Genomic DNA, 23,127 nt, shown 5'->3' on the forward strand with positions numbered 1-23,127 from the left:
GTCGTCCAATCGCCGGCCTGATTTCAGGCCGGTGTCGTTTTTCCGGTCTAGTAAGTGGAGAACCGTTTTATGCCGTTGCATCCCGATGTGGCCGCGTTTCTGGAAATGATCGAATTGGGGCGGGAAATGGGCAGCACCCAGCCCATGCACGCCCTCAGTGTCGACCAGGCGCGCACCGAGTTCGACGCCAGCGCGGACTGGCTGGACCCCGATAGTCCGCAATCGATTCAGGTATCGGCCTGCAGCATTCCTGCCCGCGATGGTGCGGCGATCCCTGCCCGCTGGTATCGCGCGAAGACATCTGCCGCTGAACGCTGCCCCGTGATCCTGTATTTCCATGGCGGCGGCTATGTGGTCGGGAGTCTCGATTCCCATGACATGGTCTGTCGTCGCCTGGCCGCCGCTACGGGGCATGTGGTGTTGGCCCCGGCGTATCGCCTGGCGCCGGAACAGCGCTTTCCGGTGGCGTTGAACGATGCGCTGGACGCGACCAACTGGGTGCTCGCCCAGGCGGACGCCTTAAGGCTGGACACGCAGCGACTGGTGCTGGCCGGAGACAGCGCCGGGGCGACGCTGGCGACCGTGTTGGCGATCATGGCCGCAACGGCCGACCCTCAGGTCGACTTCACGCCACAGGCGCAGCTGTTGTTCTATCCCGTGACGGACGCGAGCACCGAGCGCCCTTCGCAGCGGGACTTCGCCGAAGGTTATCTGCTCGAAAGTGCGACCATGGACTGGTTCTACGGCCACTACCTGACTGATCCCGTTCAACGCCAGGACTGGCGCGTATCACCGCTGCTCGCCCCCCTTTCGAACAGCATCGCCCCGGCTTATGTGAATGTCGCCGAGTATGATCCCTTGTTCGACGAGGGAGTTGCCTACGCCCATCGTCTGCAACAAGCAGGCGTTGCCGTAACCCTGCGTACCGAGCACGGATTTACCCATGATTTCCTGCGGATGGGCGGCGTCTGCGGCGGCTATGACGCCCCTTACGGCGCAGTGGCGCAATGGTTGGCACGGTTGCCGGCAGTACAGTGAGCTGGGCTACCCCGCCGCGGATGCGGCGGGGCAGGGGAGGTGGGATCAGGCGGGGCTCAACTCGGTGTCGACCTTGCCGTTGTGCATGTGCACCAACTGATCCGCCACATCGAAATACCGGTCGTCATGGCTGATCACGATGATGGTCTTGCCCAGCTTCTTCAGTTCCGGCAGCAACTCGGTGTAGAACACCCGGCGGAACGTCGGGTCCTGGTCGGCGGCCCATTCGTCGAACACCAGCACCGGGCGTTCCTCCAGCCAGGCATTGATCAGCGCCAGGCGTTTGCGTTGGCCGGTGGACAGGTCGGTGGTGCTGAACACGCCGTCCTGAAGGCTGACCTTGTGGGCGATTTCCAGGCGCTGCAGATAGCTGCGGGCGTTTGCAGGGAGCTGCGTGGCACCGAAGATCGGGTCGTCGAACAGGTAGTAATCGGAAAAGATCGTGGTGAACAACTGCCGGTAGTCATCGCGGCTCCGGGCGCTGACCGCGCGACCATCAAGGCGTATCTCCCCCGTCTGCGGCGCATAGAGCCCCAGCAGCAACTTGATCAACGTGGTCTTGCCGCAACCGTTCTCACCCACGATGAACACGATATCGCCCTGCTTGATGTGCAGGTTCACCGGCCCCAGCTGGAAGGGCGCGTTGCCGTCCACCGCCGGGAAGCTGTAGCGCACGTCGCGCAGTTCCAGGCTGTGCAGGTTCGGCAGCTGGCTGGCCTGGTCTTCGAGCAGCAGGTGCGGTTCGGGGGAGGAGAACTGTTCGGCCAGCTCGGCGATACGGCGAAAGGCGATCTGCGCTCGGCTGACGATCGGCAGGGTGCCGACCAGGTGTTCCAACGGACCTTTCATGTACAGCAGCACCAGCACGAAGCCGCTCATCACCGCCTTGTCGTTGCTGGGCCACAAGGATTGCAGGGCAAGGGCGAGTACGATCACCACGAAGAACAGCATCGAGCCGAAGGTCTTGGCGATGACGAAGGTGTTGATCGAGCGAATCTGCGTATCGCGGATTCGCTCGGCGGTACCTTCGATGTTACGGCTGAACATGCGCTGGCGGCGCGGGCGATGAATGCGCAGCTCCTTGGCGCCGCCGGCGATCGCGTTGTAGTGCTTTTGCAGTTCGTCTTCGGCATCGCGCGCCGCCACGAAGCCCTTGATGCCCTTGGCGCGGGCGACGTACTGCGCGCCGGTGCCGATAGCGATCGCCACCAGCATGAGCAGGAAGATCGGCCACGACAGCAGGGCCAGATAGCCCAGGCAGCCGAGGGTCACGGTCAGCGAGATCGCCAACGGCGCGAAGGCGAAGGCGAAGTCGCTGATGGTATCGACGTCATGGGTGAGCACGGGAATCAGGCGATGGCTGCGGTAGCGCTCGATCTGCTCGATGGGCGCCGACAGGACCTTCTCGCCCAGATCCTTGCGCAGCTCGGCGATGATGTGCTGGCCGACGCGGTTGCTGCCGATGTCGGACAGTATCGAGCTGGCCAGCGCCAGGATGCACAGGCCCGCGAAGGTCCACAGGACGCCGGCGCTCAGGCCTTGGTCGGCGTGCAGCGTGCGGTTGATGGTGGCCAGCAGCAGGGTGATGCTCAAGCCGCCGAGGATGCCCAGGACGACGGACAGGGCAACGGTGAACCTGAAGGGCCGGAGCAGCACGAGCAATTCTTGCAGCGCACCTTTGGGTGGCTTGGACATGGGCGGTTCCTCGTGGGCGATCAGACGCTGGCCAATGGCACGGCGGCAGCTTTGCGTGCGGCATCGGGCGTGGTCAGGGCCTGGTACAGCGCCTGGGCGATCTCCGCGCTGCGCATCGGCAGCACCGACAGCAAGGTGTCGCTCAGGCCATGGGTGGCTTCGCAGAAGCCTTGCAAAAATACCGGTGCCTGCAGGCTGGCGGTGGCCAGGGCGCGGTAGTTGCGGTCGACTTCCAGGCCGTGCAGGTAATCTTCCAGCGGCGCGAGCAAGGTCCTGTGGCTGCGACGCTCGTAACCGGTGGCGAGGATCACGGCATCGTAGCGACGGGTGTTGTGCGTGCCGGTGGCCAGGTCGCGCAGGGTCAGTTCGATGCCTTGCTCGGTGGCCGCTACGGCTTCGATCTGTTGGCGGCAGAGCACGGCATGGCGTTGCTGGCGGGTGATTTTCTGCCGATAAAGCACGCCATAGATGCGCTCGATCAGTTCTGGATCGACCACCGAGTAGTTGGTGTTGTGGTATTCGTCGATGAGTTTTTCGCGGTCCTGGGCGGGCTGCTGGAACACCAGGCTGGTGTAGTCAGGGGCGAAGATTTCGTTGACGAACGGCGAGTCGTCGGCTGGCTTGAGGGCGGATTTGCGCAGGATCATTTCGGCTTTCACCGAGGGGAAGCTGTCATTGAGGTCGAGGAAGGCCTCGGCGGCGCTTTGCCCCGAGCCGATGATGGCGATACGCAGCGGCTTGCCCTGCGCGCAAGGCAGGTCGCGCATGGCACTGAGGTAGCGCGAGTGATGGAAGACTCGGGCATCGTTCTTGAAGGCGCTGAACAACGCGGGGATCTTTGGTGAGCCTCCCGTGCTGATCACCACCGCACGAGCTCGTCGGCTCAGTTCCTGGCCTTGCGCGCTGCGAGAGGTCAATTTCAGGTGCTGAATCGCGCCGTTGCTGAACTCGGGCTCGATGCGAATGACTTCTTCGCCATACAGCGCCTGCTCGCAGAACTGCTCGGCGACCCACCCCAGGTAGTCATTGAACTCCAGCCGGCAGGGATAAAAGGTCCCCAGGTTGATGAAGTCGACCAGTCGGCCTTGTTGCTTCAAGTAATTGACGAAACTGTAAGGGCTGGTGGGATTGCGCAGGGACACGAGGTCCTTGAGGAAGGAAATCTGCAGTTCGCTCTGGGAGGAAAGGGTATCGCCATGCCAGCGGTAGTTGACCTGCTTGTCGACGAACAGGGCATCCAGGCGCTTGCCGGTGTTATGCGAGAGCTCTTCGAGGGCAATGGCCAGGGCCAGATTGGACGGGCCGAAGCCGACGCCGATGACGTCATGAATCGTTGCGGTGCTCATAGGTGCATCCTTTATTCGGTGGGCTGGACATCGTCCATGGGTTGGTACAACCGCTCTGAAAAGAACCGCTCGCGGGTCAGCATCACCAGCAATGCGCGTTTGTGGGGGAAGTCGAAATGCTTGAGCTTGGCAAAGCCGTTGCGGTCGAAATTGGCGATCTGGCGCTGGTTGTCGTGGCGTGGCTCGCAGACGATTCGCTCGGTACGCGGATCGTCGAGGAACAGGTAGTGACACAGCGACGAGAACCACGCGGTGTAGTAGCGCTTGCCGCGGCAGGCGTCTTCGCCCACCAGCAGGTGCAGGCCGCGGTCGTAGTCGCCGGCGTCGTAGAAGGGCGCGATGCGGTCCTCCTTGGCCCAGTAGACTTCGAAGTAGCCGAACGGCTGGTCATCGAAGCGGCCGATCAACGGGCGTGCGTGAGCATCAGCCAGCAGTTTCAGCAGGTAGGCGTGGTGCTGCTCGGGCGTGCCTTGTTCTTCCCAGAAGTGGGCGACGCGCGGGGTGTTCATCCACCGACTGAATACGTCCAGGTCGCGATCGGGATCGGCCTGCTCGAGGCTGAACGTCTGGCCGAGCCAAGGAATGAAGCGGCGGTACAGCACGCCGGTTTGCGCCGGCGGCCGCTGCGGGTGGCGCGTCGTTGCGGTCATTGTGTAGTGCAACGGTGCTGCACCGTAGGACGGCTTGTTCAGCCATGGCTCGGGGACCTGCCAGAAGCTCTGCGCCTCGCACAGCAAGGTATTCGCAGTGGCGGGGCGCAGGACGCCGTCGGCGATGAGCCGAGCGACCGCCGTAGAGGGGGGCAGGTCCAGCAGCAGGCGCCGAATGGCGGGCAGCAAGGTGAACACGCCCTCGCAGGCGGCCAGCAGCGCGGGGTGCTCCAGCGTGGCGTCGAGCAGCGTGACGGTCGCATTGAAGCTATGGGGCTCGGCGGCAGGGTGCAGGTGCAGCGCCAGCAATGCCTGGCGGTGCCAGGTGACGGTCAGCGTGCCGGCGAGATAATGAACCTGCAGGGCTGGGACGGGAGAGCGGCCGACCAGCGCCGGCGCGGTGATGTCGCGATGATCCATGTGGGTTTTCCCGCTTCGTTGGGGGTATGGCGTTTAGACGAGCGGGTGGAAATCGGATTTAGTCGTGTATCGACCGTCAATCGCGGCGGCCGGGGTAGCGCCTTCACCCAGGACGCCACGCGTGCCCGGCCGCCGCTAAGCGTTGCTCATGGCCTGATGAAACGCCTTGAGGAACTGCTGCATTTGCTCGTGCGTGCCCACCGTGACCCGCATCCAGTCCGGCCAGGCCTCGAACACCCGGCCCACCTGCACACCGCGCTTGGCCAGGGCCTCGATCACCGGCGCCGCCGGGCGCTTCAAGGCGACCATGAAGCAGTTCGCCTGGGCTTCCGTGCAGCGATAACCCGCGGCTTGCAGCTTGCCGACGGTGTCCTGCAGCACGCGCCGGTTGGTCTCCTTGCGCTCGGCCACCAGCTGCGGTTGCTGCAGGCTGGCGATGCCGCCCAGCGAGGCGCTCACCGAGATGAAGTTGTGCCCGTTGAGGGTCTGCAGCTTGTCCAGCACCTCAGGCGCTGCGATCGCCAGGCCCAACCGCGCCCCGGCCATGCCGTAGAGTTTGGAAAAGGTGCGCAGCACCAGCACGTCCGGGTGCTTGATGGGCAGCCCCAGGCAGGGCTGGGCATCGGAAAAGTGGATATACGCCTCATCGATGATCGCCAGGCATCCGGCCGGCTTGTTCACCACCAGGTGCTTGATGTCTTCATAGGGCGTGAGGGTGCCGGTGGGGTTGTTGGGGTTGCACAGGTAGATCACCCCGGCCTGATCGTCCGCCGCGAGCATGCCGCGCACGTCGTGGGCATGACGGTCATCCAAGGGGACTTCGTGGACCTTGGCGCCGAGCGCTTCGGCGCCATTGGCGACCGAATCGTAGGTGGGCGCGGCGGTGACCACGCTGCGCTGGCCGGCATACAGCGCCATGGCGTACTGCAGCGGCGAGCGTGAGCCGCAGAACACCGCCACATGGTCGCGGGGCACGTGGTTCTGTTCGGCGAACAGCTCGATCAGGCGCAGTTGTTGCTCGTAGTAGTAACGTCCACTTTGCCGTGCGCCCAGCTCCATGGCCTTGACCGCTGGCGCGCAAGGCCCATAGGGGCTCTCGTTGTAGTCGAGGCGGACGATATCGTCGTTGAAGATCGGATCCCGCGTAGCGAGGGGGCTTGCCCCCGAAGACGGCGCGCCAGGCGCTGCGGTATCCGCGGTCGTAATATTTTCGGGGGCGAGCCCCCTCGCTACAGAGAGCTGTGGGGCGAGGCTGGCCAGGGTCGCGGCGGTGACGAAATGGCGGCGGCTGAGATCGGTCATGGCGGGGCTCCTTGTTCGTGTTCAGTCCTTGTCGGCACCGTTGAGGTTGCGGGCTACGCGAAAGCTCAACCAGTCGCCACGGACGTCGGGTTCGCGCTCGTTGCGGTTGCCGGAGCGGGAGAAGATCGGCGGTTCGATCCAGTCGTTGCCGCGGATCTGCCGGTGCTCGCAGGTGCCGCCGGTGACCCAGGCGCTGCCGTCGGTGGGGGCGCCGACGTAGTCGGTGTGCCAGCAGTCAGCAAGCCATTCGTAGACGTTGCCGTGCATGTCGTAGACGCCAAAGGCGTTGGGCGCGAAGCTGCCCACCGGGGCGGTGTAGGTGTAACCGTCCCTGGGGCCGTAGCCGTTGGCGTGCTCGGTGATCTGGTAGCCGCCGGCCTTGTCGAACGGGAAGGGGAAGGGCCCGGTGGAGCCGGCGCGGGCGCCGTATTCACGCTCCGATTCGCTGAGCATGCGGTAGGGCTTGCCGGTCTTTTTCGCCAGCCAGGCGATGTAGCCGCGGGCTTCTTCCCAGTCCATGCACACCGCCGGTTGGCGCGGGCCTTGGGGGTAGCTGGGCTTGCCGTTGGTGCAGCGCCGGCCCGGGCGATCGTCGCCGTCGGGGATCACCAGGCCGGTGTCCCTGGTGTAGGCCTGCCACTGCTCGGCGGTGACGTGGAAGCGGCTGATGGCGAAGGGTTCGGCGAAGGTCACCTGGTGCAGCGGACCTTCGTCGGACTGACGGCCCACTTCGTCATCGGGCACGCCCATGGTGTAGCTGCCGGCGGGCAGCACGACCATTTCCGGGCAGTCCTTGCAGTCCTGGAAGACCTTGCCGGGCGCGGTGGGGTCGGCGGGTGCGGCAGGCTCGGCGGGCTCGGCCGCGAAGGCGCCGAGCGACAGCGACAGACAGGCGAGGGCGATGAAGGCGTTGAGGCGTTTCATGAGGGTCCTTACGGATGTTGAACGACAGGGTTGGCGGACGCCGATTCAGCGGGTCTGGCGGCTTTTTGGGCGGCCTCCCAGACGCGCAGGAAGTTGGCGCCCCAGAGCTTGGCGATGTCTTCGTCGGAGTAGCCGCGCTGGATCAGCTCGGCGGTGACGTTGCGGTTCTCGCTGCTGTTCTGCCAGCCGATCACGCCGCCGCCATCGTTGAAGTCGGAGCTGATGCCGACGTGGTCGATGCCGATTTTCTTCACGGCGTAATCGATGGAGTCGACGTAGTCGCTCAAGGTCGCTTCGGGCTCCTGGCGCAGGATGTCGTAGAAGGGCGTGAGGTATTCGCCGAATTTTTTCTCCGACCAGATCGAGAACACCGGGTCGGTGGTGGTGCCCATCTGCGTCTGGTTCTGCACGTCGGGCAGGTGGTAGCGGGCACGCAGCTCGTTCATCTTGGCGATGGTCTCGCGGGAGAACGGCTTGAGGTATTTGGAGTAGGCGACGATGTTGACCAGACCGTCGGTGGCCTTGATGTTGGCCAGGTCGGCATCGCTCAAATTACGGCGGATATCCATCAGGCCCTGCACGCCGGTGTGCGAGACCAGCACCGGGGCGCGGCTCAGCTGGGTGACCTGGGTCAGGGCCTGGCTGGACATCTGCGCGACGTCGATGACCACGCCCAGGTCGTTGAGCTTGGCCACGGCGCGGCGGCCCAGGGCGGAGAGGCCGCCCAGTGGGTCCACCGAGTCACCGAGAAAGGGCAGCGGCCGCGCCGAGTCGGTCCAGCTGTTGTTGCCCACATAGCCTGGGCCGAACACGCGCACGCCGCGGGCCGCCCAGAGGTCGAGCTGGTCGATGTCGTCGCCCAGGGGGGCCGCGTTAAGCATGCTCAGGACGATGGCAAATTTGCCCTCGGCGGCCAGGCGGCGAAAGTCGGCCGGGGTGTAGGCGATGCCGGCCTGGTCGGGGAAGTCCTTGGCGATGCTGGTGATGATGCGGTAGCGCACCTCCAGTTCGTTGGCCATGGCTGCTTGAAAACCGCTGGTCGGGCGGTGTGGCCAGTTGGGCCCGCTCCAGAATTCCGGCCACGACCAGATGGCGATCGAGGCGCCGCGCAGGCGGCTTTTGCCGGCCTTGACCAGGTCGAATTGCGTCGGGCCGTCGCGGTTGGCTTCTTCGCCGTCGGTGCCATAGCTCAGCGGCACGTCCAGGTGCCCGTCGAGGCTGAGGATGCGCTCCTGCAAGGCGTTGGCGCGCCGCTCGATCTCGCGGCTATAGGGATGCGCCTCGCGGTACACCCAGTACCACCAGGCACCTGCGCCAGCGACCAGCGCCAGCAGGAGGATCAGTGCCACGGCATAGGGCCATTTACGCGATTGCTGAGGGTGTTTCGTCATGACTGTCTCGACCCGTTGGTGCGACCGCGCTCCACAGCAGCGCCGTCCGAACTGTCTGGGTGAAACGAGCCGCCTCACAGAGAATTTAGCGCTGCGCTAAATCGCCCCGGCAACCGTTCGTTTTCGCTGCAGTAGTCACGTCATGAGTACAGTGGATGAAGGTGTCGCGTCGAAGGATGCTGGCTGGCCTGGTGGCCGCTGGTGTAGCGCTGCCGGCGGGGTTTGCCGCCCGCCAGCAATGGCAGGAATATCAGCGGGCGCAGGAGGCCGAACTGAACTCCGACGAGCCCGGCATTCCGGTGGCCGACCTGCCCAATGCCTTGCTGAGCGAGCGTCTGGTGGGCATCTGGGACTGGCAACTGCTGGGCGATACGCAGCAGTTGCCGGAGCTGGCGCAGCCGCTGCAGTTGATTCTCGACGTGGGCCAGAACGCCCGTGCCGTGCGCGGTTATCTGGGGCGTGCGCCTTATGGTGATGACGGCATGCAGCTGTATGGGCGGCTGGAGGCAGAGCAACTGCCGAGCCTGCGCTGGAAGTTGGTCGCGCCTTCGGGCCAGGCCTACGACTGCGAGGCGGTGCTGGACGAGATCTGGGGCGTGTGGAGCGAGGGGGGTGGTGGCGCGACCATCAGCGGCGAGGTACGTGTCTCCGGCACTCAGGCCGGTTACTCCGGGCCGCGGGCGCGCTTTGTGGTGGTGCGTCGTCACTTTGTCCAGGCCCGTGAGCGCTTGCCGTATGTGCCGGCGCTGCATGAGGATCTGATCTCCCCCCAACGTCGTTATTTTCACCAGCTGTGGCATGCCAGTCGCGATCGCTGGCACCGCATCGACGAGTCGCGGCGTCAGTCCATTCGCGCCCTGGGCTGGCAGGTCGGCACCCCGGGCAAGGAGCGCAACGCCCGCGGTCATGACCGTCACCGCAATGGCTCGGGGGAGGATTTTCTGTTCATGCATCGGCACATGCTGCATGGCGTGCGGCAGGTGCAGGATCTGCGTTCGTGGGCGAGCATTCCGCCGCCGCGTCCGGCCATCGCCCAGGGGGTGCCGGCCTTTGTCGATTACCTCAGCAATCGCAGCGGCTACAGCGTGCCGCCCAGTTGGGTGGCCGAGGACGACGAGCATTTCAATCAGTGGCTCTACTACATCAAGAGTGCCGACGGGCTATACGCGAATTTTCAGCTGTGGGAAGCGCAGCTGCACGATCCGCAGTATCTCAGCACGCTGTGCCTGGGCGAGTTGGGTTCGCGGATCGAGCTGGGGATTCATGATTGGCTGCACATGCGCTGGGCGGCGCTGGGGCGCGACCCGGACGCTGGCTATCCGATGGTGTATGCGCGGCGCCCTGATGATTTTGCCGAGCGCTGGTTTCGCGCTGACAACGACTTTTTGGGGGATCCGTTTTCGTCCCATGTGAACCCGGTGTTCTGGGCCTTTCATGGCTGGATCGACGATCGCCTGGATGACTGGTTCCTGGCCCATCAGCAGGCGCATCCCGGGGAGGTGAAACCCAAGACCGTGAACGGCATTCCGTGGTTTGCGCCGGGGCCTTGGGTGCGGGTGGCCGAGCCGTGGCTGGGGCCGTCGAAGCAAGGGTGTGGGGCTTGGGGGATGGGCAATGGCGGCGGCGGTGAGCGGCTGGACGTGGAGACGATGAAGCTGGCGCTGGAGGTGATCTTCAGCCCTGACGAAGAGGCGGATCGCTTGGCCGGTCGGGCGCCGCGCCGGCCTTGGTATGGCCGGCATCTGGCGGCTGGGCCGACCAGGGCGCATTTGTGAAGCGAACACATCCACTCTGACAAGCCTGTATTGCAGCTATGTCCCTGTAGCGAGGGGGCTTGCTCCCGATACGGACTTTCAGCCGCAATTGTTCCGTCAGATACACCGCATCGGGAGCAAGCCCCCTCGCCACCAGTATGGCCGGCATCTGGCGGCCGGGCCGACCAGGGAGCATTTGTGAAGCGAACACATCCACTCTGACAAGCCTGTATTGCAGCTATGTTCCTGTAGCGAGGGGGCTTGCCCCCGATACGGACTTTCAGACGCAATTGTTCCGTCAGATACACCGCATCGGGAGCAAGCCCCCTCGCCACCTGGCATGCCCCAGCTCGGCGGAGCGCCAGTCACCTCGCCTCGCTGGCCCACCCACCCCCCAGCGCCTTGTACAGCGCCACGCTCGCCTGCAGCCGCTGCTGGCGCAACTGCACCCGTTCGGCCTGCGCGCCATACAGGCTGCGTTGCGCCTCCAGCACGGTGAGCAAATCCTCGGCACCAGCCCGATAGCGACTCTGCGCCAGATCGAACGCCCGTTGCGCCTGGTTCAGCTCCTCACTCTGCCAACGGGTCTGCTGATCAAGTCCATCGACACTGTTCAGGGCCTTTTCCACTTCAGCGAAACTGTTGATCAGCACGCCGCGGTAAGTCTCCAGCAGCTCGTCCTGGCGTGCCACTGCCTTGTCCCGTTCGGCGCGCAGCTGGCCGTTGTTGAAGATCGGCGCGGTGAGGCCGGCGCCGACATTGAGCACCGGGTTGCGCAGCAGGTTGATGGCGCGCGCATCGCCGGTGCCCAGGGCCGCGGTCAAGGTCAACTGCGGGAACAGCGCCGCGCGGGCCACGCCGACATCCGCCTGCGCCGCTGCCAGGCGCGCTTCGGCGCTGGCGATATCCGGGCGGCGGGTCAGCAGTTGGCTGGGGACACCGGCGTCGATACTGGGGCCTTGCAGTTGCTCGAAGGGTTGCTCGCTGAGCGTCAGTTGCTCGACCGGTTGACCGAGCAGGGTGGCCAGGGCGATGAGCGCGTCACGGGTTTGCTGTCGGTAGCGCGGCAGTTGCCGTTGTTGATTGGCCACCAGGCTCTGCTGCTGGGCCAGCTCGAGCGCCGTGGCGGAGCCGGCCTGGTAGCGGTTGCGCACCAGTTTGAGCACGTTATCGGCGTTGCGCAGATTGAGCTCGGCGATGCGCGCCTGCTCGCGGGCGGCGAGGGCGCTGACGTAGGTGTCGGCGACACTGCCCAGCAGGCTCAGCTCGAGGGTGTCGCGATCGAAGGCCGTGGCGTTCAGGCCCAGTCGCGCGCTGTCGCGGGCGGCGGCGTTGCCACCCCAGAAGTCCACCTCGTAGCTGGCGGTCAGGCTGGTGTCGAAATACTTGTAGGTGCGCTCACTGCTGGTGGCGTCCTGCTCGCTGTAGCCCTGGCCCCTGAGCAGGCGCTCGTGGTAGGCGTCGGCGCCGCCGTCGAGTCGGGGCAATAGTGTGCCGCCGGCGATGCGCACCTCGGCGCGGGCCTGGCGGATGCGGGCCATGGCGGCCTTGAGGTCGTAACTGCCCTGGCGCGCCTGGTCGATGAGCTGTACGAGCTGTGGGCTATTGAAGGCGGTCCACCATTGTGTGTTTTGCGTTGACTGGGCTGGCCTCTTCGCGGGCAAGCCCTGCTCCCACAGGTGTTCGGCGTTGGCTTTGCTGTGGGAGCAAGGCTTGCCCGCGAAGGGGCCGGCATGATCACCGCCATCTGCGCACTGGCAATGCTGCCAATGCGGCGGCGCGGCGATGCCGCTGTCGAGCCGCACAGGCGTCTGGCTGCAGGCGCTGACCAATACAAGCAGAGCAAGCAAGGGGGCTTTAGTCATGGTCATTCACTGGTCAGGGCGGCGACGGGGTCGAGGCGGGCGGCTTTGCGGGCGGGCATGAAGCCGAAGATCACCCCGGTGGCGACCGAGCAGGCAAAGGCGCCGAGGATCGCCAGCGCGGAAAACACCACGGCGATATTGCCCAGCTTCAAGGCGCCGCCAATCAACAGCGCCAGGACGACGCCGATCACACCGCCGACCAGCGACAGCACCACGGCTTCGGTAAGGAACTGGCGCAGAATGTCGCGCTGCCGAGCCCCGGTGGCGATACGAATACCGATCTCGCGGGTGCGTTCGCGCACGGTCATGAGCATCACGTTCATCACGCCGATCCCGCCCACCAGCAGCGAGATCGCCGCGATGGCGCCGAGCATCAACGACAGGCCATTGCGGGTATGGGCCTCGGCCTGGATCATCGCCGCGCTGTTGTCGATTTCAAAATCATGCACGCCGTTGTGCAGGCGCAGCATCAAATTGCGGATCGCCTGTTCCGCCTCATGGACCAAAGTGCTGTCGGCGGCGCCGATGATCACGTACTCGGGGTATTCGGTGCCGGCCAGGCGAATGCTGGCAGCCGAGTAGGGGATGGCGATGCGCAGGTCGTTGCGTTGGTTGGCGCCGCTGGAGCCCTTGCTGGCCAGCACGCCGATCACCTGGAAGGGCACGTTCTCGACCAGGATGTACTGGCCGATCGGGTCCTGGCCGTCGATGAACAGCTTTTTGCGCACCTCTGAACCGATCACCGCCACGGCGGCGCCTGTGGTCATGTCGGCGTTGGTGAAGAAGCTGCCCTCGGTCACCGGCCAGTTGAGCAGGGTCGGGAACTGCGGGTTGTAGCCGCCGATGGTGGAGGTCATGTCACGGTTGCCGTAGCGCACCTGCGCCGACACGGTCATGGCTGGCATGATGTTCTTCACCTGGGGCAGCTCGGCCAGCGCCGCCACATCACTGAGGCGGATATTGCCTGGGGGGGCGCGGGGCGTCGGCGGCGCGCCGTTCATGTAGATGATGTTGGAACCGAACGCGCCCATCTGCGCCATCACCTGGCGCTTGCTACCTTCGCCGACGGCCAGCATCACCACCACCGAGGCCACGCCGATGATGATCCCCAGCAGGGTCAGGGCGGTGCGCATGCGATTGCTCCACATCACTCGCCAGGCGGCATGCAAGGCGTCGCGGGTCTCGCCGAGCCAATCGCCGCGATCGCTGTTGGCGCCGCTCAGGCGCTGGCGCAGATCGGTGGCCTGCAGAGCGCCGTGGGGTGGCGGCTGGTCGGTTTGCGCGGCGCCGCTGTCGCTGATCACTTCGCCATCGCGGACCTCGATGATGCGCTGGGCGCGGGCGGCGACGTCGCGGTCGTGGGTGATCAATATCACCACATGGCCCTGGCTGGCGAGTTCGTCGAGCAGGTTCATCACCTCGGCGCCGCTGTGGCTGTCCAGCGCACCGGTGGGCTCGTCGGCGAGGATGATGTGGCCGCCGTTGATCAACGCGCGAGCGATCGACACCCGCTGTTGCTGGCCGCCGGACAACTGCCGCGGCCGATTGCCGGTGCGCTCGCCCAGCCCCAGGCGCTGCAGCAGGGCGCAGGCCCGTTCGGCACGCGGACCGGCGGGCAGGCCGGCATAGATGGCGGGCATCTCGACGTTTTCCTGGGCCGAGGCCGAGGGGATCAGGTGGTAGCCCTGAAACACGAAGCCGAACGCCTCGCGGCGCAGCCAGGCCAGTTCGTCGCCGTTGAAGCCGGCCACGTCTTCGCCGGCGAAGCGGTACTGGCCGGCGCTGGGGCGGTCGAGGCAGCCGAGGATGTTCATCAGCGTCGATTTGCCCGAACCCGAGGTGCCGACGATGGCGATGAATTCCCCGGCATGGATGGCCAGGTCGATGCCGCGCAGCACATCGACCTGCGGGCTGTCGCCGCCGCCATAGGATTTGCGGATGCCGCGCAGTTCGATCAGCGGGATATTCATTCAGCCACCGCTGCCGGCAGGGTTGACCAGCAACTTGTCACCCTCGGTCAGGCCGTCGAGTATCTGGATGCGCAGGCGGTCGCTCATACCGGTGTGCACCTGGCGGTGTTCCACTTGGCCATTGGCGGCGAGGACTTGCACCTGCTGCCTGCCCTCGGCATTGCCAGGGCCTGCGAAGGCGGCGATGGGCGCGGTCAGCACGTTTTGGGCACTGGCGTGCACGAAGAACACCTGTGCGGTCATGTCCGCCATCAGCGCGTTGTCGGCGTTGTCGACATCCAGCAGCACGGTATAGAGCACCACGCGGCCACTGCCGCTGCTGCTTGCGCCATTGCCCGAACTGCCACTGGCAGCCGCCGGGCTGCCACCGCCCTGGCTGAGTTGCTCGAGGGGCTTGGGCGGGATCGGCAGGATCTGCCGCACGGTGCTGGTCCAGCGCCGTGCGCCGCCACTCAAGGTGGTGAAGTACGCCTGCATGCCAGCCTTGACCTGGCCGATATCGGCCTCCGAGACCTCGGCCCAGACGGTCATCGGCGACAGCCTGGCGATGCGCAGTATCAGCGGTGTGCGCTGCTGGGCGTTGAGGGTCTGGCCCTCGCGCGCATCGAGGGCGACCACGGTGCCGCTCATGGGCGCGTAGATGCGCGTGTAGCCAAGTTCCGCTTGCGCGCTGCGCAGGTTGGCCTGGGCCTGGAGAATCTGCGCCTGGAACATGTCGATCTGCGCCTGGGTGGTGAGCACCTTGGCCTGGGCGGTCTGGACGTCTTCATCGCGGGTCGCGCCGTCGCTGGCCATGCGTTGCTGGCGGCGCAGCTGTTGTTCGGCCAGCAGGTGTTCGGCGCGCTGCTGCTTGACCTGCGCCTTGAGGGTGTCGATGGCGTACCGCCCGGCATCCAGAGTGGCCTGCTGGGTGGAGGGGTCAATCTCCACCAGCAGTTGGCCTTGCTTGACCGTGTCGCCGACTTCGACATGCAGGGTACGGATCTGCCCCGACGCCTGGGCGCCGACATCGACGTACTGGCGCGGCTGCAGGGTACCGAGGGCGGTCACGCTGGATTCGATATCGCCGCGGGTGACACTGACGAAGGGCCGTTGCGCAGCGTCATCCGGCAGCAACCGCCAGGCCGCCAGCGCGGCCACGGGGATCAGGCACAGTACGGCGGTTGCAATGCGGCGAGTCAGGCGAGGGGAAGTCATGCAGGGTTCCGGCCGGTGGAGGGTAACGCCGTCTGCTCGGAGCAGCGCGGGAGGCTGTCGAGTAGACGAGGGTAAAGCGCGCAAATTTAGGCACGGGATCAAGACGCGCGAGGGGGCCGGTTCCGGTAAAAATGTAACGACGGCTTTAAACTTGATGATAATTATTATAATTTAGCTTCATTGCGGCGCTATCATTTCGCCTGCACTGCATTCACCCCATGGATCTCTACTGCAAGGAAGGCGTCGTCGATGGCTGCCCCCGGTGTCCTGTTCGAACATTACTACCGTGAGTTGGTGGGCTATCTCAGTGCTCGCATGGGCAGCCGCCACGCCGCCGAGGACGTCGCCCACGATGCCTATGTGCGCGTACTGGAGCTGCGCGAGGACACGCAGGTGACCCACCCTCGGGCGTTCCTGTACCGCACCGCGATCAACCTGATCGTCGACGGCCACCGGCGCAACCGCGTGCGTCGCAATGAGTCGCTGGATATCCTCGACCGCGACGAGCGCTTCTTCCAGGCGCCCACTTACACGCGCTCGAGCCATGACGAGAATCTCGACCTGCTGCAACGGGCTCTGGCCGAGCTAAGCGAGCCCTGTCGCCAGTGCTTTTTGCTGCGCAAGCTCGAAGGCCTGTCGCATCCGGAAATTTCCGCGCGGCTGGACGTCTCCCTGCACATGGTCGAAAAGCACATCGTCAATGCCATGAAGCACTGTCGTGTACGCATGCAGAAGTGGCAGGCCGAAGCCCTGGCGCAAGATCAGCGCGCGTAGCGCGGTTTGCCGCGGATCACCGTGGCGCCCTCATCGTTGCGACTCAACAGCACCGGCAGCACCTTGGGCAGGTTCTGCACCAGCCCGGCGATCTCGCCGGTGTTGTAGATACCGCCGATGCGCAGCTGCGCCGTTTTGCGATCCGCCAGGTGCACCGGGGATTCGAGATAGGCATTGATCCGTGGCAGGGCCTCGCCGAGGGGCAGGTCGTCGAGGATCAACTTGCCATCGCGCCAGGCCAGGGCCGTGGTGGGGGCGGCGAGGCTGACTTGCGCCAGGTCGCTCTGGGCGTCGTAGCGGGCCTGCATCCCCGGCGTCAGGTAGGCGACCTGATCGGGGCGGCCGCGGTCGTTGATGACCTTGACCGAGCCTTCGGTCAGCGTCACCACCACCTGATCCTGATACGTCCACACGTTGAAGTGCGTCCCGGTCACGCGGATCTGCCCGCGCCCGGCGTCGACCAGAAACGGATGCCTGGCGTCGTGGCTGACCTCGAAATACGCCTCGCCCCGGCTCAGGGTCACGCTGCGCCGGTCCTTGAAGTTGGCGAACGACAGGCGCGTGGCGAGGTTGAGCTGCACCTTGGAGCCATCCGGGAGGGTGACGCTGCTGACGCTGGCATCGCTTTGGTAGCGGTGATAGCTGTCCGGGATCCAGCTTAGCTGCCAGCCGATGAAACCTGCCAGCGGCAAGCCCAGTACCAGCAGCGCTGCGGCCAGCAGCGGACGCCGGGAGCGGCGTCTGGCAATCGGTACGGGGGGCGCGGGGGTGGGCAGATAGGCGCTCAGGGCCCAGATTTCCATCATCGCGTCGAACTCGCGTTGATGGGCCGGATCGCACTTGAGCCAGGCATCGAACTGCGCGCGTTCTTCGTCGGCGAAGTCCTCTTCATGCAGCCGCATGCACCAATGCGCCGCTTCATCACTGAGGCGCGAGCTGGATGGATCGGGGGCGCTGGGGCTGGACATCACGGGCTACCGGTCGGGCTGAGCTGGGCATTTTATGCAGCAGTCTTGGGCGCTGCTGTGAAGATCGTTCAATGCGGATAAGAATTGATCATGCTGCCTAGTGTAGCTCATCAAGGCCGGCCGATGTCTAGGTGCCATCAACTCAGCGGCTGGACAAAGTCCCTGTAGCGAGGGGGCTCGCCCCCGACAAGGCCATGCCCCGATAGACGCCCCCTGGCTCAATGCAACTGAGCACCCAGCGAATTCTTGCAGTGCACCAGCGCGTCACGAATCATGAAGTTCACCAGCGTGGGTGAGACCCCCAATTCTGCGGCAATGTCCTTCTGCTGCTTGCCGTGCACGCGATACATGATGAACGCATAGCGCGTGCGCTCCGGCAGCTGCAGCAGCGCGTCGTTGACGCTGCCCAGTGTCTGACGATCGACATTGATCGATTCCGGGTTGGACAGTTGCGGCGCTGAGTTCAGGTCGTTGTCATCGCTGACGAAATACTTCTGCTCCATCGACTGCTTGCGGTAGTGGTCGATCGCCAGGTTGCGCACGATGCGGAAGATGTAGTTGAGGCGCGCATTGAAGGGCAGTGTATCGACCTGCATGTTCGAGACGCGCAGGTAGGCATCCTGGACGACATCTTCGGCACGACTGTAACAACCTGTGATTCTGGCGGCGGCTTTGATCAGGCCGGCGCGGTTGTTGATCAAGGTCTGGAGAAGGGACGGAAATCCATTGAGGTGGAGGTCTGTGGTGCCTGATTCCTGCATGGAGATACCTATGCGGCCGGGGTTGACAGAGGGTTTGGTTCCTTTCGACGGCGTGGACAATAGGTTTGTTGATTATCATTGTCAAATGAGAATTTGTTCTATCTGTGCGTTTTTTTGCTCTAAAAGAGTGCATTTTTAGTGACAAAAAGTAACCTTGGCCCAGTAAAACAGCGGTGTTGAGGGTATCGACCAGAATGTTTTTGAACGCTTGAATCTGGTCGCGGTGCTCCCGGTGTCGCCGGCGACTAAATTCCCGCCTTGGCCATGCGTTTGTTCAACAACGATTTTCGATTCCATTCAAGGAGCCGCTGTGCATCCGATTCCCCTACGGGCCGTGGCCGGCCTCGCTGGCTGCCTGCTGGCGGTATCCGCCTGTGCTGCCGATGCACCGAGCATTTCCCGCATCAGCTGGTCGTCACTGGGGGTACCGCATGTCGAGGCCGCCGATGAACATGGCCTGGGCTACGGCATTGGCTATGCCTACGCCCGGGACAACCTGTGCCTGCTGGCCGATGAGGTGCTGACCGTCAGTGGTCAGCGCTCGCTGATACAGGGCCGTGCGGGTCATTCCTCCACCGGACTGGACAACCTGACCTCGGATATCTTTTTCCACTGGCTCAACAGCGATGAGCAGGTGCAAGCGTTCTGGCGTGCGCAGTCGCCCGCCATGCAGCAGCGCATCAGCGGCTACGTCGCCGGTTTCAATCGTTACCTGGCGCAGACCCCAGTCAGCCAGCAGCCGGCCTTGTGTCGCAATGCCGGCTGGCTGCGCCCGCTGCAGACCGAGGACGTGGTGCGCCTGGCGCGGCGCTTGCTGGTCGAAGGCGGCATAGGCCGATTCGCCTCGGCCATGGTCGGCGCGGCGCCACCGGCCGCGGCCCGGCCCATGGCAGCCTTGTCGCCCTCGGCACCAGGCCGCCTGGCCACGCGCTATCTGGCCGAGTTCAACGCCTTTGCCGCCACCCACGGCAGCAACGCCATTGCGGTCGGCGGCGCCCGCAGCGACAACGGCAAGGGCCTGCTGCTGGGCAATCCGCACTTTCCCTGGAGCGGCGGCCTGCGCTTTTACCAGATGCACCTGACGCTGCCCGGCCAGTTGGATGTGATGGGCGCGGCGCTACCGGGTTTGCCGCTGGTGAACATCGGCTTCAACCAGCATCTGGCCTGGACGCACACGGTCGACCAGTCCAGCCACTTCACCTTGCATCGCCTCGAACTGGACCCTCGGGACGCTCTGAGCTACAGCGTCGACGGTCAACGTGAGGCCCTGAAAAAGCGCAGCCTGCAGGTGCAGGTCCGGGGCGCCGATGGCAAGGTCATAACGGTCAGCCACGACCTGTACGAGTCGCGCTTCGGGCCGCTGGTGACCATCCCCGGCCTGTTGCCGTGGGACCGGCAGCGCGCCTATGCGCTGCAGGACGTCAACCTGGGTAACGATCGAATCCTCACGCAATGGGATGCGATGAACCGCGCCCACAGCGTCAGGGAGCTACAGCAGGTGGTTGCCTCGATCCAGGGCATCCCCTGGGTCAACACCCTGGCGGTCGACGATCAGGGCGATGCGCTGTACATGAACGCCTCGGTCATCCCCAACGTGCCCACCACACAGTTGGCCCAATGTGCCGATCCCGAGTTGCTGAAGGCCGGTTTGCCGGGGCTGGACGGCAGCCGCAGCGAATGCAATTGGCAGGATGACCCCGGCGCGCGTCAGAAGGGCATCGTCGCCGCGCAGCATCTGCCGCAACTGCTGCGCAGCGATGTGTTGCAGAACTCCAACGACAGCGCCTGGATGACTCAGCCCGCCGCTGCGCTGGTGGGTTTTTCGCCCTTGATCAGCCGCAGCGATCGGCCCTTGGGGCTGCGCGCGCGCTTTGCCCTGAGCCAGTTGCAACAGCACGCGGGCGGTCCGCTGAGCGGGGCGTTTCTGGCGGGGTTGGTGAAGGGCAACCAGGTGCATCTGGCGGATCTGGCATTGGACGACATCCTCGCCTTCTGCCGTGCCCAGCGCGGCAGCGCGTTGCGCCCGGCCTGCACGGCGTTGGGCCGCTGGGACCGTCGCGCACAGGTCGACAGCGGCCTGGGGCTGGTGTATTTCCAGCTGACCATGGCCGCCCTGCAGAAAGGTCATGAACCTTGGCGCCAGCCGTTCTCGGCCAGCGACCCGATCCATACGCCGCGTGGCATCGCCTGGGAGCGCGCCGATGTCGCCAAGCGCCTGGCGCAGAGCCTGACCGATGCCCAGGCGCGGGTTGCGGCCATGGGCTTGCCGGCGGATACCCGCTGGGGTGAATTGCAGACCGTGCGCCGTGGCGAGCAGCGTATCGCCATCCCCGGCGGTGACGGCAAGCTGGGGATCTACAACGCGATCACCACCACGCCGGACGGGCGGGGTTTCGATGTCGATGGCGGCAGCAGTTATATCCAGCTGGTCAGCTTCGATCAGGCAGGTCCGGTGGCCCAGGGGCTATTGGCGTTTTCCCAGTCCAGCGACCCGGCGTCCAGGCACTTCAAGGACCAGACGCAGTTGTTCTCGGCGCAGCAATGGCGCTCGTTGCCCTTTACACCGGCGCAGATCGAGGCCGATGGTGGAAGTGAGGTCTTGGAGTTGAAGTAGCCGTTCCCTTTAGCGAGGGGGCTTGCCCCCGATTGCGGTGTGTCAGCCAAGGTGCTGTTGCTGACACGATTTTTCGGGGGCAAGCCCCCTCGCTACAGGGTATTAGCCGCCTAGGGTTAGCGTTCCCTTCATCATCGTTGAATGGAACGGATACGAGCAGAAGAACACCAGCGGCCCATCGGCCTTTTTCAGCGTCGCGGTATCCAGCGTCACCGAGTCTTCCTCGCCGCCGCCGATCAGTCGGGTATGGGCCAGCACGCGCTTGTCACCCTTCTCTATATAGTCGTCGGCCTCACCGGCCTTGGCACCGGCCTCGGTGACCGCTTGCATGTCCGCTTCCCTGGTCAGCACCCAGTTGTGGCCCATGACGTTCTTGGGCATCTCGCCCGGGTGCTGCAAGGTGACGGTGAACTGCTTGCAACTGGTCGGCACCTTGATGGCGGTGAGGTCGTAGGTCATCTGATCGGTGCCATGAATATCGACTGAGCAGGGTGCTGCGGCCCAGGTCAGGCTGGACAGGGTCAATGCGGCAATTGCGATGACAGGGCGAAACATAGGGGATCTCCAGGAGTGATCGAATAGGGCAAACATTGCCTAGAGACAGACGAAGCTCGCCTGCGGCGGTTTAACCCCTCGACAGCCCTTTCATCGCACCTTCATCTGCGTGGTCAGGTGCGCAGCGCAGCCAACTGCTCGACCACATACTGCGCATCCCGGGCGATACCGGAAAAACGCCCCGAGCCCCAGGTGTGCAGCCACGGCAAACCAAGGAAATACAGCCCCGGCTGGGCTGTCACTCCGCGCCGATGCCCGGGGTAGCTGCGGCCGTTGAACACCGGCACATCGACCCAGGTGAAGTCCGGCTGGAAACCGATGCACCAGACGATGCTGGTGATGCCGCTGCCGGTGAGATCCAGCTCGGTGGCTTGCTGTTCCGGTACCCACAACGGCGTATAAGGCGTGGCGAGCGGCGCCTCGATGCCTTGCTCGGCGATGTATTTGTCGATGCTGGTGTTGATGCGGTTATAGACGGCATCGGCGGCGTCGAGCTTGCTGGCCAGGTCCGCCGAGAAGTGCAGCGTGGTGCCCTGCAGGCTGTCGAGGCGGCCGAACAGTTGCATGCCTTCCTTGGCGAAGCGCCGCAGATCGATATCGCGCCCGCCGTCGCGGCCGGTCACGTAGTGGTTGGTGTTGTCGCGCACGCCTTCGCGCAGCGGGTGGGTGTCGACGCCGATGTCGTAATAGCCCATGTCGGCCAGCCAATCGACTACGTCACGGCCGCGGTGAAAGCGCGCGCAACGGGGCGCATCGCCTACCGCCAGAAACACCTGGCGCCCGGCCAGGTGCAGGTCTTCGGCGATCTGCGCGCCGGACTGGCCCGAGCCCACCACCAGCACGTTACCGGCCGGCAATGCCTGGGGGCTGCGGTATTGCTCCGAGTGCAGTTGGGTGATCTGCGCCGGCAGACGCTCGGCCAGGCGCGGGATGATCGGCGTGTGATAGCCGCCGCTGGCGACTATCACCTGGTCGGCGCTGAACTCGCCCACTGAAGTGCTCAGCGCATAGCCGCCTTCAGGCCGTGCGACCAGGCGCTGCACCGCGCAGCCTTCGCGCACCGGCGCGTTGACCGCAGCGATGAAGCCATCCAGGTAGTCGATGATCTGGTCTTTCTTCATGAAGCCGTGGGGATCGTCGCCGGCATAGGGATAGCCGGGCAGGGCGCACTGCCAGTTCGGCGTGACCAGGCAGAACGCATCCCAGCGTTGGTTGCGCCAGGTGTGGGTGAGGCTGTGTTTCTCCAGCACCAGGTGGTCGATGTCCTGTTGCTGCAGGTAGTAGCTGGCGGACAGACCGGCCTGGCCGCCGCCGATGACGATCGCGCTGTAGTGGGTCATGGTGGGTGCTCCTTGAATGAAGTAAACCCCTGTAGCGGGGGGGCTTGCCCCCGAAAATCGTGTCAGCGATATCTCCTTGGCTGACACACCTCAATCGGGGGCAAGCCCCCCCGCTACAGGATTTGCGCTGCTGTCAGATCTCGCCGAAGCCTCCCACAGTGTCAGCCGATCCCAAGCCGCACACCTGTGGGAGCCGGGCTTGCCCGCGAAGAGGCCAGCCCATTCAGCACAAGACTCAAATCTCACCAAAGCCCGAGTAATGAACCTTGCCGCTGCCCTGTTCACGGATGTCCAGCACCTCGACCTGCGCCTGCGGATCACTGAATCGGCGGGCCGTCATGCGGATGCCGCCGAGGCTGTCCATGGCCGAACTGCAATAGAAACCCTTGACCTGCTTGACCCGTTCGGACGCGGCATTAAGGCCGGTCTCGGCACGGCGCAAGAACTCCGCCAGGCTGTAGGACTGCCCCGCCTCGAGATGCTTGAAAATGGTCGTGGAGGGCGAATAAACATTGCTTTCCTGACCATCGGGCCAGCGCAGACGAATGTTGACAGCGGGCATG

General features: G+C 64.7%; 18 protein-coding genes. 4 read left to right on the top strand and 14 right to left on the bottom strand.

The features are described from left to right. Positions 1–69 precede the first annotated feature (69 nt). Positions 70–1,038 (top strand): alpha/beta hydrolase, encoded by a 969-nt coding sequence (locus AC3WJP_RS11135; protein ID WP_493721318.1) that lies wholly within the window; start codon positions 70–72, stop codon positions 1,036–1,038. A 45-nt stretch (positions 1,039–1,083) separates the two neighbouring features. On the opposite strand, the gene AC3WJP_RS11140 is transcribed toward AC3WJP_RS11135, so the two are convergent. From AC3WJP_RS11140 to AC3WJP_RS11165, 6 genes are all read right to left on the bottom strand, one after another. Then, positions 1,084–2,733, bottom strand: a complete 1,650-nt coding sequence (locus AC3WJP_RS11140) for a cyclic peptide export ABC transporter (RefSeq protein ID WP_493721319.1) — start codon at positions 2,731–2,733, stop codon at positions 1,084–1,086. Between the two features lie 20 nt (positions 2,734–2,753). Beyond that, on the bottom strand, positions 2,754–4,079 hold the full coding sequence (locus AC3WJP_RS11145; RefSeq protein ID WP_493721320.1) for a lysine N(6)-hydroxylase/L-ornithine N(5)-oxygenase family protein: 1,326 nt from the start codon (positions 4,077–4,079) through the stop codon (positions 2,754–2,756). An 11-nt stretch (positions 4,080–4,090) separates the two neighbouring features. Next, a complete protein-coding gene (locus AC3WJP_RS11150; RefSeq protein WP_493721321.1) occupies positions 4,091–5,149 on the bottom strand; it encodes a GNAT family N-acetyltransferase in 1,059 nt (352 codons plus the stop codon). A gap of 135 nt (positions 5,150–5,284) precedes the next feature. Continuing rightward, positions 5,285–6,451 (bottom strand): pyoverdine biosynthesis transaminase PtaA, encoded by a 1,167-nt coding sequence (gene ptaA / locus AC3WJP_RS11155; RefSeq protein ID WP_493721322.1) that lies wholly within the window; start codon positions 6,449–6,451, stop codon positions 5,285–5,287. Between the two features lie 21 nt (positions 6,452–6,472). Further along, positions 6,473–7,375: a dihydropyoverdine dehydrogenase gene (gene pvdO / locus AC3WJP_RS11160; RefSeq protein WP_493721323.1), complete on the bottom strand. Its 903-nt coding sequence runs from the start codon at positions 7,373–7,375 to the stop codon at positions 6,473–6,475. 8 nt (positions 7,376–7,383) lie between these two features. After that, positions 7,384–8,766 (bottom strand): dipeptidase, encoded by a 1,383-nt coding sequence (locus AC3WJP_RS11165; protein ID WP_493721324.1) that lies wholly within the window; start codon positions 8,764–8,766, stop codon positions 7,384–7,386. A 155-nt stretch (positions 8,767–8,921) separates the two neighbouring features. Here AC3WJP_RS11165 and pvdP point away from each other — a divergent pair, with 155 nt between their 5' ends. Continuing rightward, complete coding sequence (gene pvdP / locus AC3WJP_RS11170; protein WP_493721325.1) at positions 8,922–10,541, top strand: pyoverdine maturation tyrosinase PvdP; 1,620 nt, start codon at positions 8,922–8,924, stop codon at positions 10,539–10,541. A gap of 344 nt (positions 10,542–10,885) precedes the next feature. On the opposite strand, the gene AC3WJP_RS11175 is transcribed toward pvdP, so the two are convergent. From AC3WJP_RS11175 to AC3WJP_RS11185, 3 genes are read right to left on the bottom strand one after another with little or no spacing between them, the layout of a single operon-like run. Beyond that, positions 10,886–12,391, bottom strand: a complete 1,506-nt coding sequence (locus AC3WJP_RS11175) for an efflux transporter outer membrane subunit (protein ID WP_493721326.1) — start codon at positions 12,389–12,391, stop codon at positions 10,886–10,888. Then, positions 12,388–14,355 (bottom strand): MacB family efflux pump subunit, encoded by a 1,968-nt coding sequence (locus tag AC3WJP_RS11180; protein WP_493721327.1) that lies wholly within the window; start codon positions 14,353–14,355, stop codon positions 12,388–12,390. The genes AC3WJP_RS11175 and AC3WJP_RS11180 overlap by 4 nt, the downstream gene beginning before the upstream one ends. Continuing rightward, entirely contained in the window at positions 14,356–15,552 is a 1,197-nt protein-coding gene (locus tag AC3WJP_RS11185) for an efflux RND transporter periplasmic adaptor subunit (protein WP_493721328.1), read from the bottom strand. It abuts the gene before it with no gap. Positions 15,553–15,774: 222 nt separating this feature from the next. Here AC3WJP_RS11185 and AC3WJP_RS11190 point away from each other — a divergent pair, with 222 nt between their 5' ends. Then, positions 15,775–16,326 carry a sigma-70 family RNA polymerase sigma factor gene (locus AC3WJP_RS11190; RefSeq protein ID WP_493721398.1) on the top strand — a complete coding sequence of 184 codons (552 nt, stop codon included), beginning with the start codon at positions 15,775–15,777 and terminating at the stop codon, positions 16,324–16,326. Here AC3WJP_RS11190 and AC3WJP_RS11195 read toward each other — a convergent pair. Both AC3WJP_RS11195 and AC3WJP_RS11200 read right to left on the bottom strand, forming a co-directional pair. Next, positions 16,314–17,294, bottom strand: a complete 981-nt coding sequence (locus AC3WJP_RS11195) for a FecR family protein (protein WP_493721329.1) — start codon at positions 17,292–17,294, stop codon at positions 16,314–16,316. The genes AC3WJP_RS11190 and AC3WJP_RS11195 overlap by 13 nt on opposite strands. Positions 17,295–17,512: 218 nt before the next feature. Beyond that, positions 17,513–18,055 carry an RNA polymerase factor sigma-70 gene (locus tag AC3WJP_RS11200; RefSeq protein WP_493721330.1) on the bottom strand — a complete coding sequence of 181 codons (543 nt, stop codon included), beginning with the start codon at positions 18,053–18,055 and terminating at the stop codon, positions 17,513–17,515. Positions 18,056–18,374: 319 nt separating this feature from the next. Between AC3WJP_RS11200 and pvdQ the strand changes: the two genes are divergently transcribed. Continuing rightward, on the top strand, positions 18,375–20,669 hold the full coding sequence (pvdQ, locus tag AC3WJP_RS11205) for a bifunctional acylase PvdQ (RefSeq protein WP_493721399.1): 2,295 nt from the start codon (positions 18,375–18,377) through the stop codon (positions 20,667–20,669). Between the two features lie 102 nt (positions 20,670–20,771). On the opposite strand, the gene azu is transcribed toward pvdQ, so the two are convergent. The 3 genes from azu to AC3WJP_RS11220 all read right to left on the bottom strand — a co-directional run bounded on the left by azu (position 20,772) and on the right by AC3WJP_RS11220 (position 23,126). Further along, entirely contained in the window at positions 20,772–21,224 is a 453-nt protein-coding gene (gene azu, locus AC3WJP_RS11210) for an azurin (protein ID WP_493721331.1), read from the bottom strand. Positions 21,225–21,337: 113 nt separating this feature from the next. Further along, the gene (locus tag AC3WJP_RS11215) at positions 21,338–22,564 is read right to left on the bottom strand and encodes an MSMEG_0569 family flavin-dependent oxidoreductase (RefSeq protein WP_493721332.1); all 1,227 of its coding nucleotides are present in this window, start codon (positions 22,562–22,564) and stop codon (positions 21,338–21,340) included. Between the two features lie 235 nt (positions 22,565–22,799). Next, a complete protein-coding gene (locus tag AC3WJP_RS11220; protein ID WP_493721333.1) occupies positions 22,800–23,126 on the bottom strand; it encodes an MSMEG_0570 family nitrogen starvation response protein in 327 nt (108 codons plus the stop codon). Position 23,127 lies beyond the last annotated feature (1 nt).

It is taken from the genome of Pseudomonas sp. GW821-FHT01A09 (genome assembly GCF_058986725.1).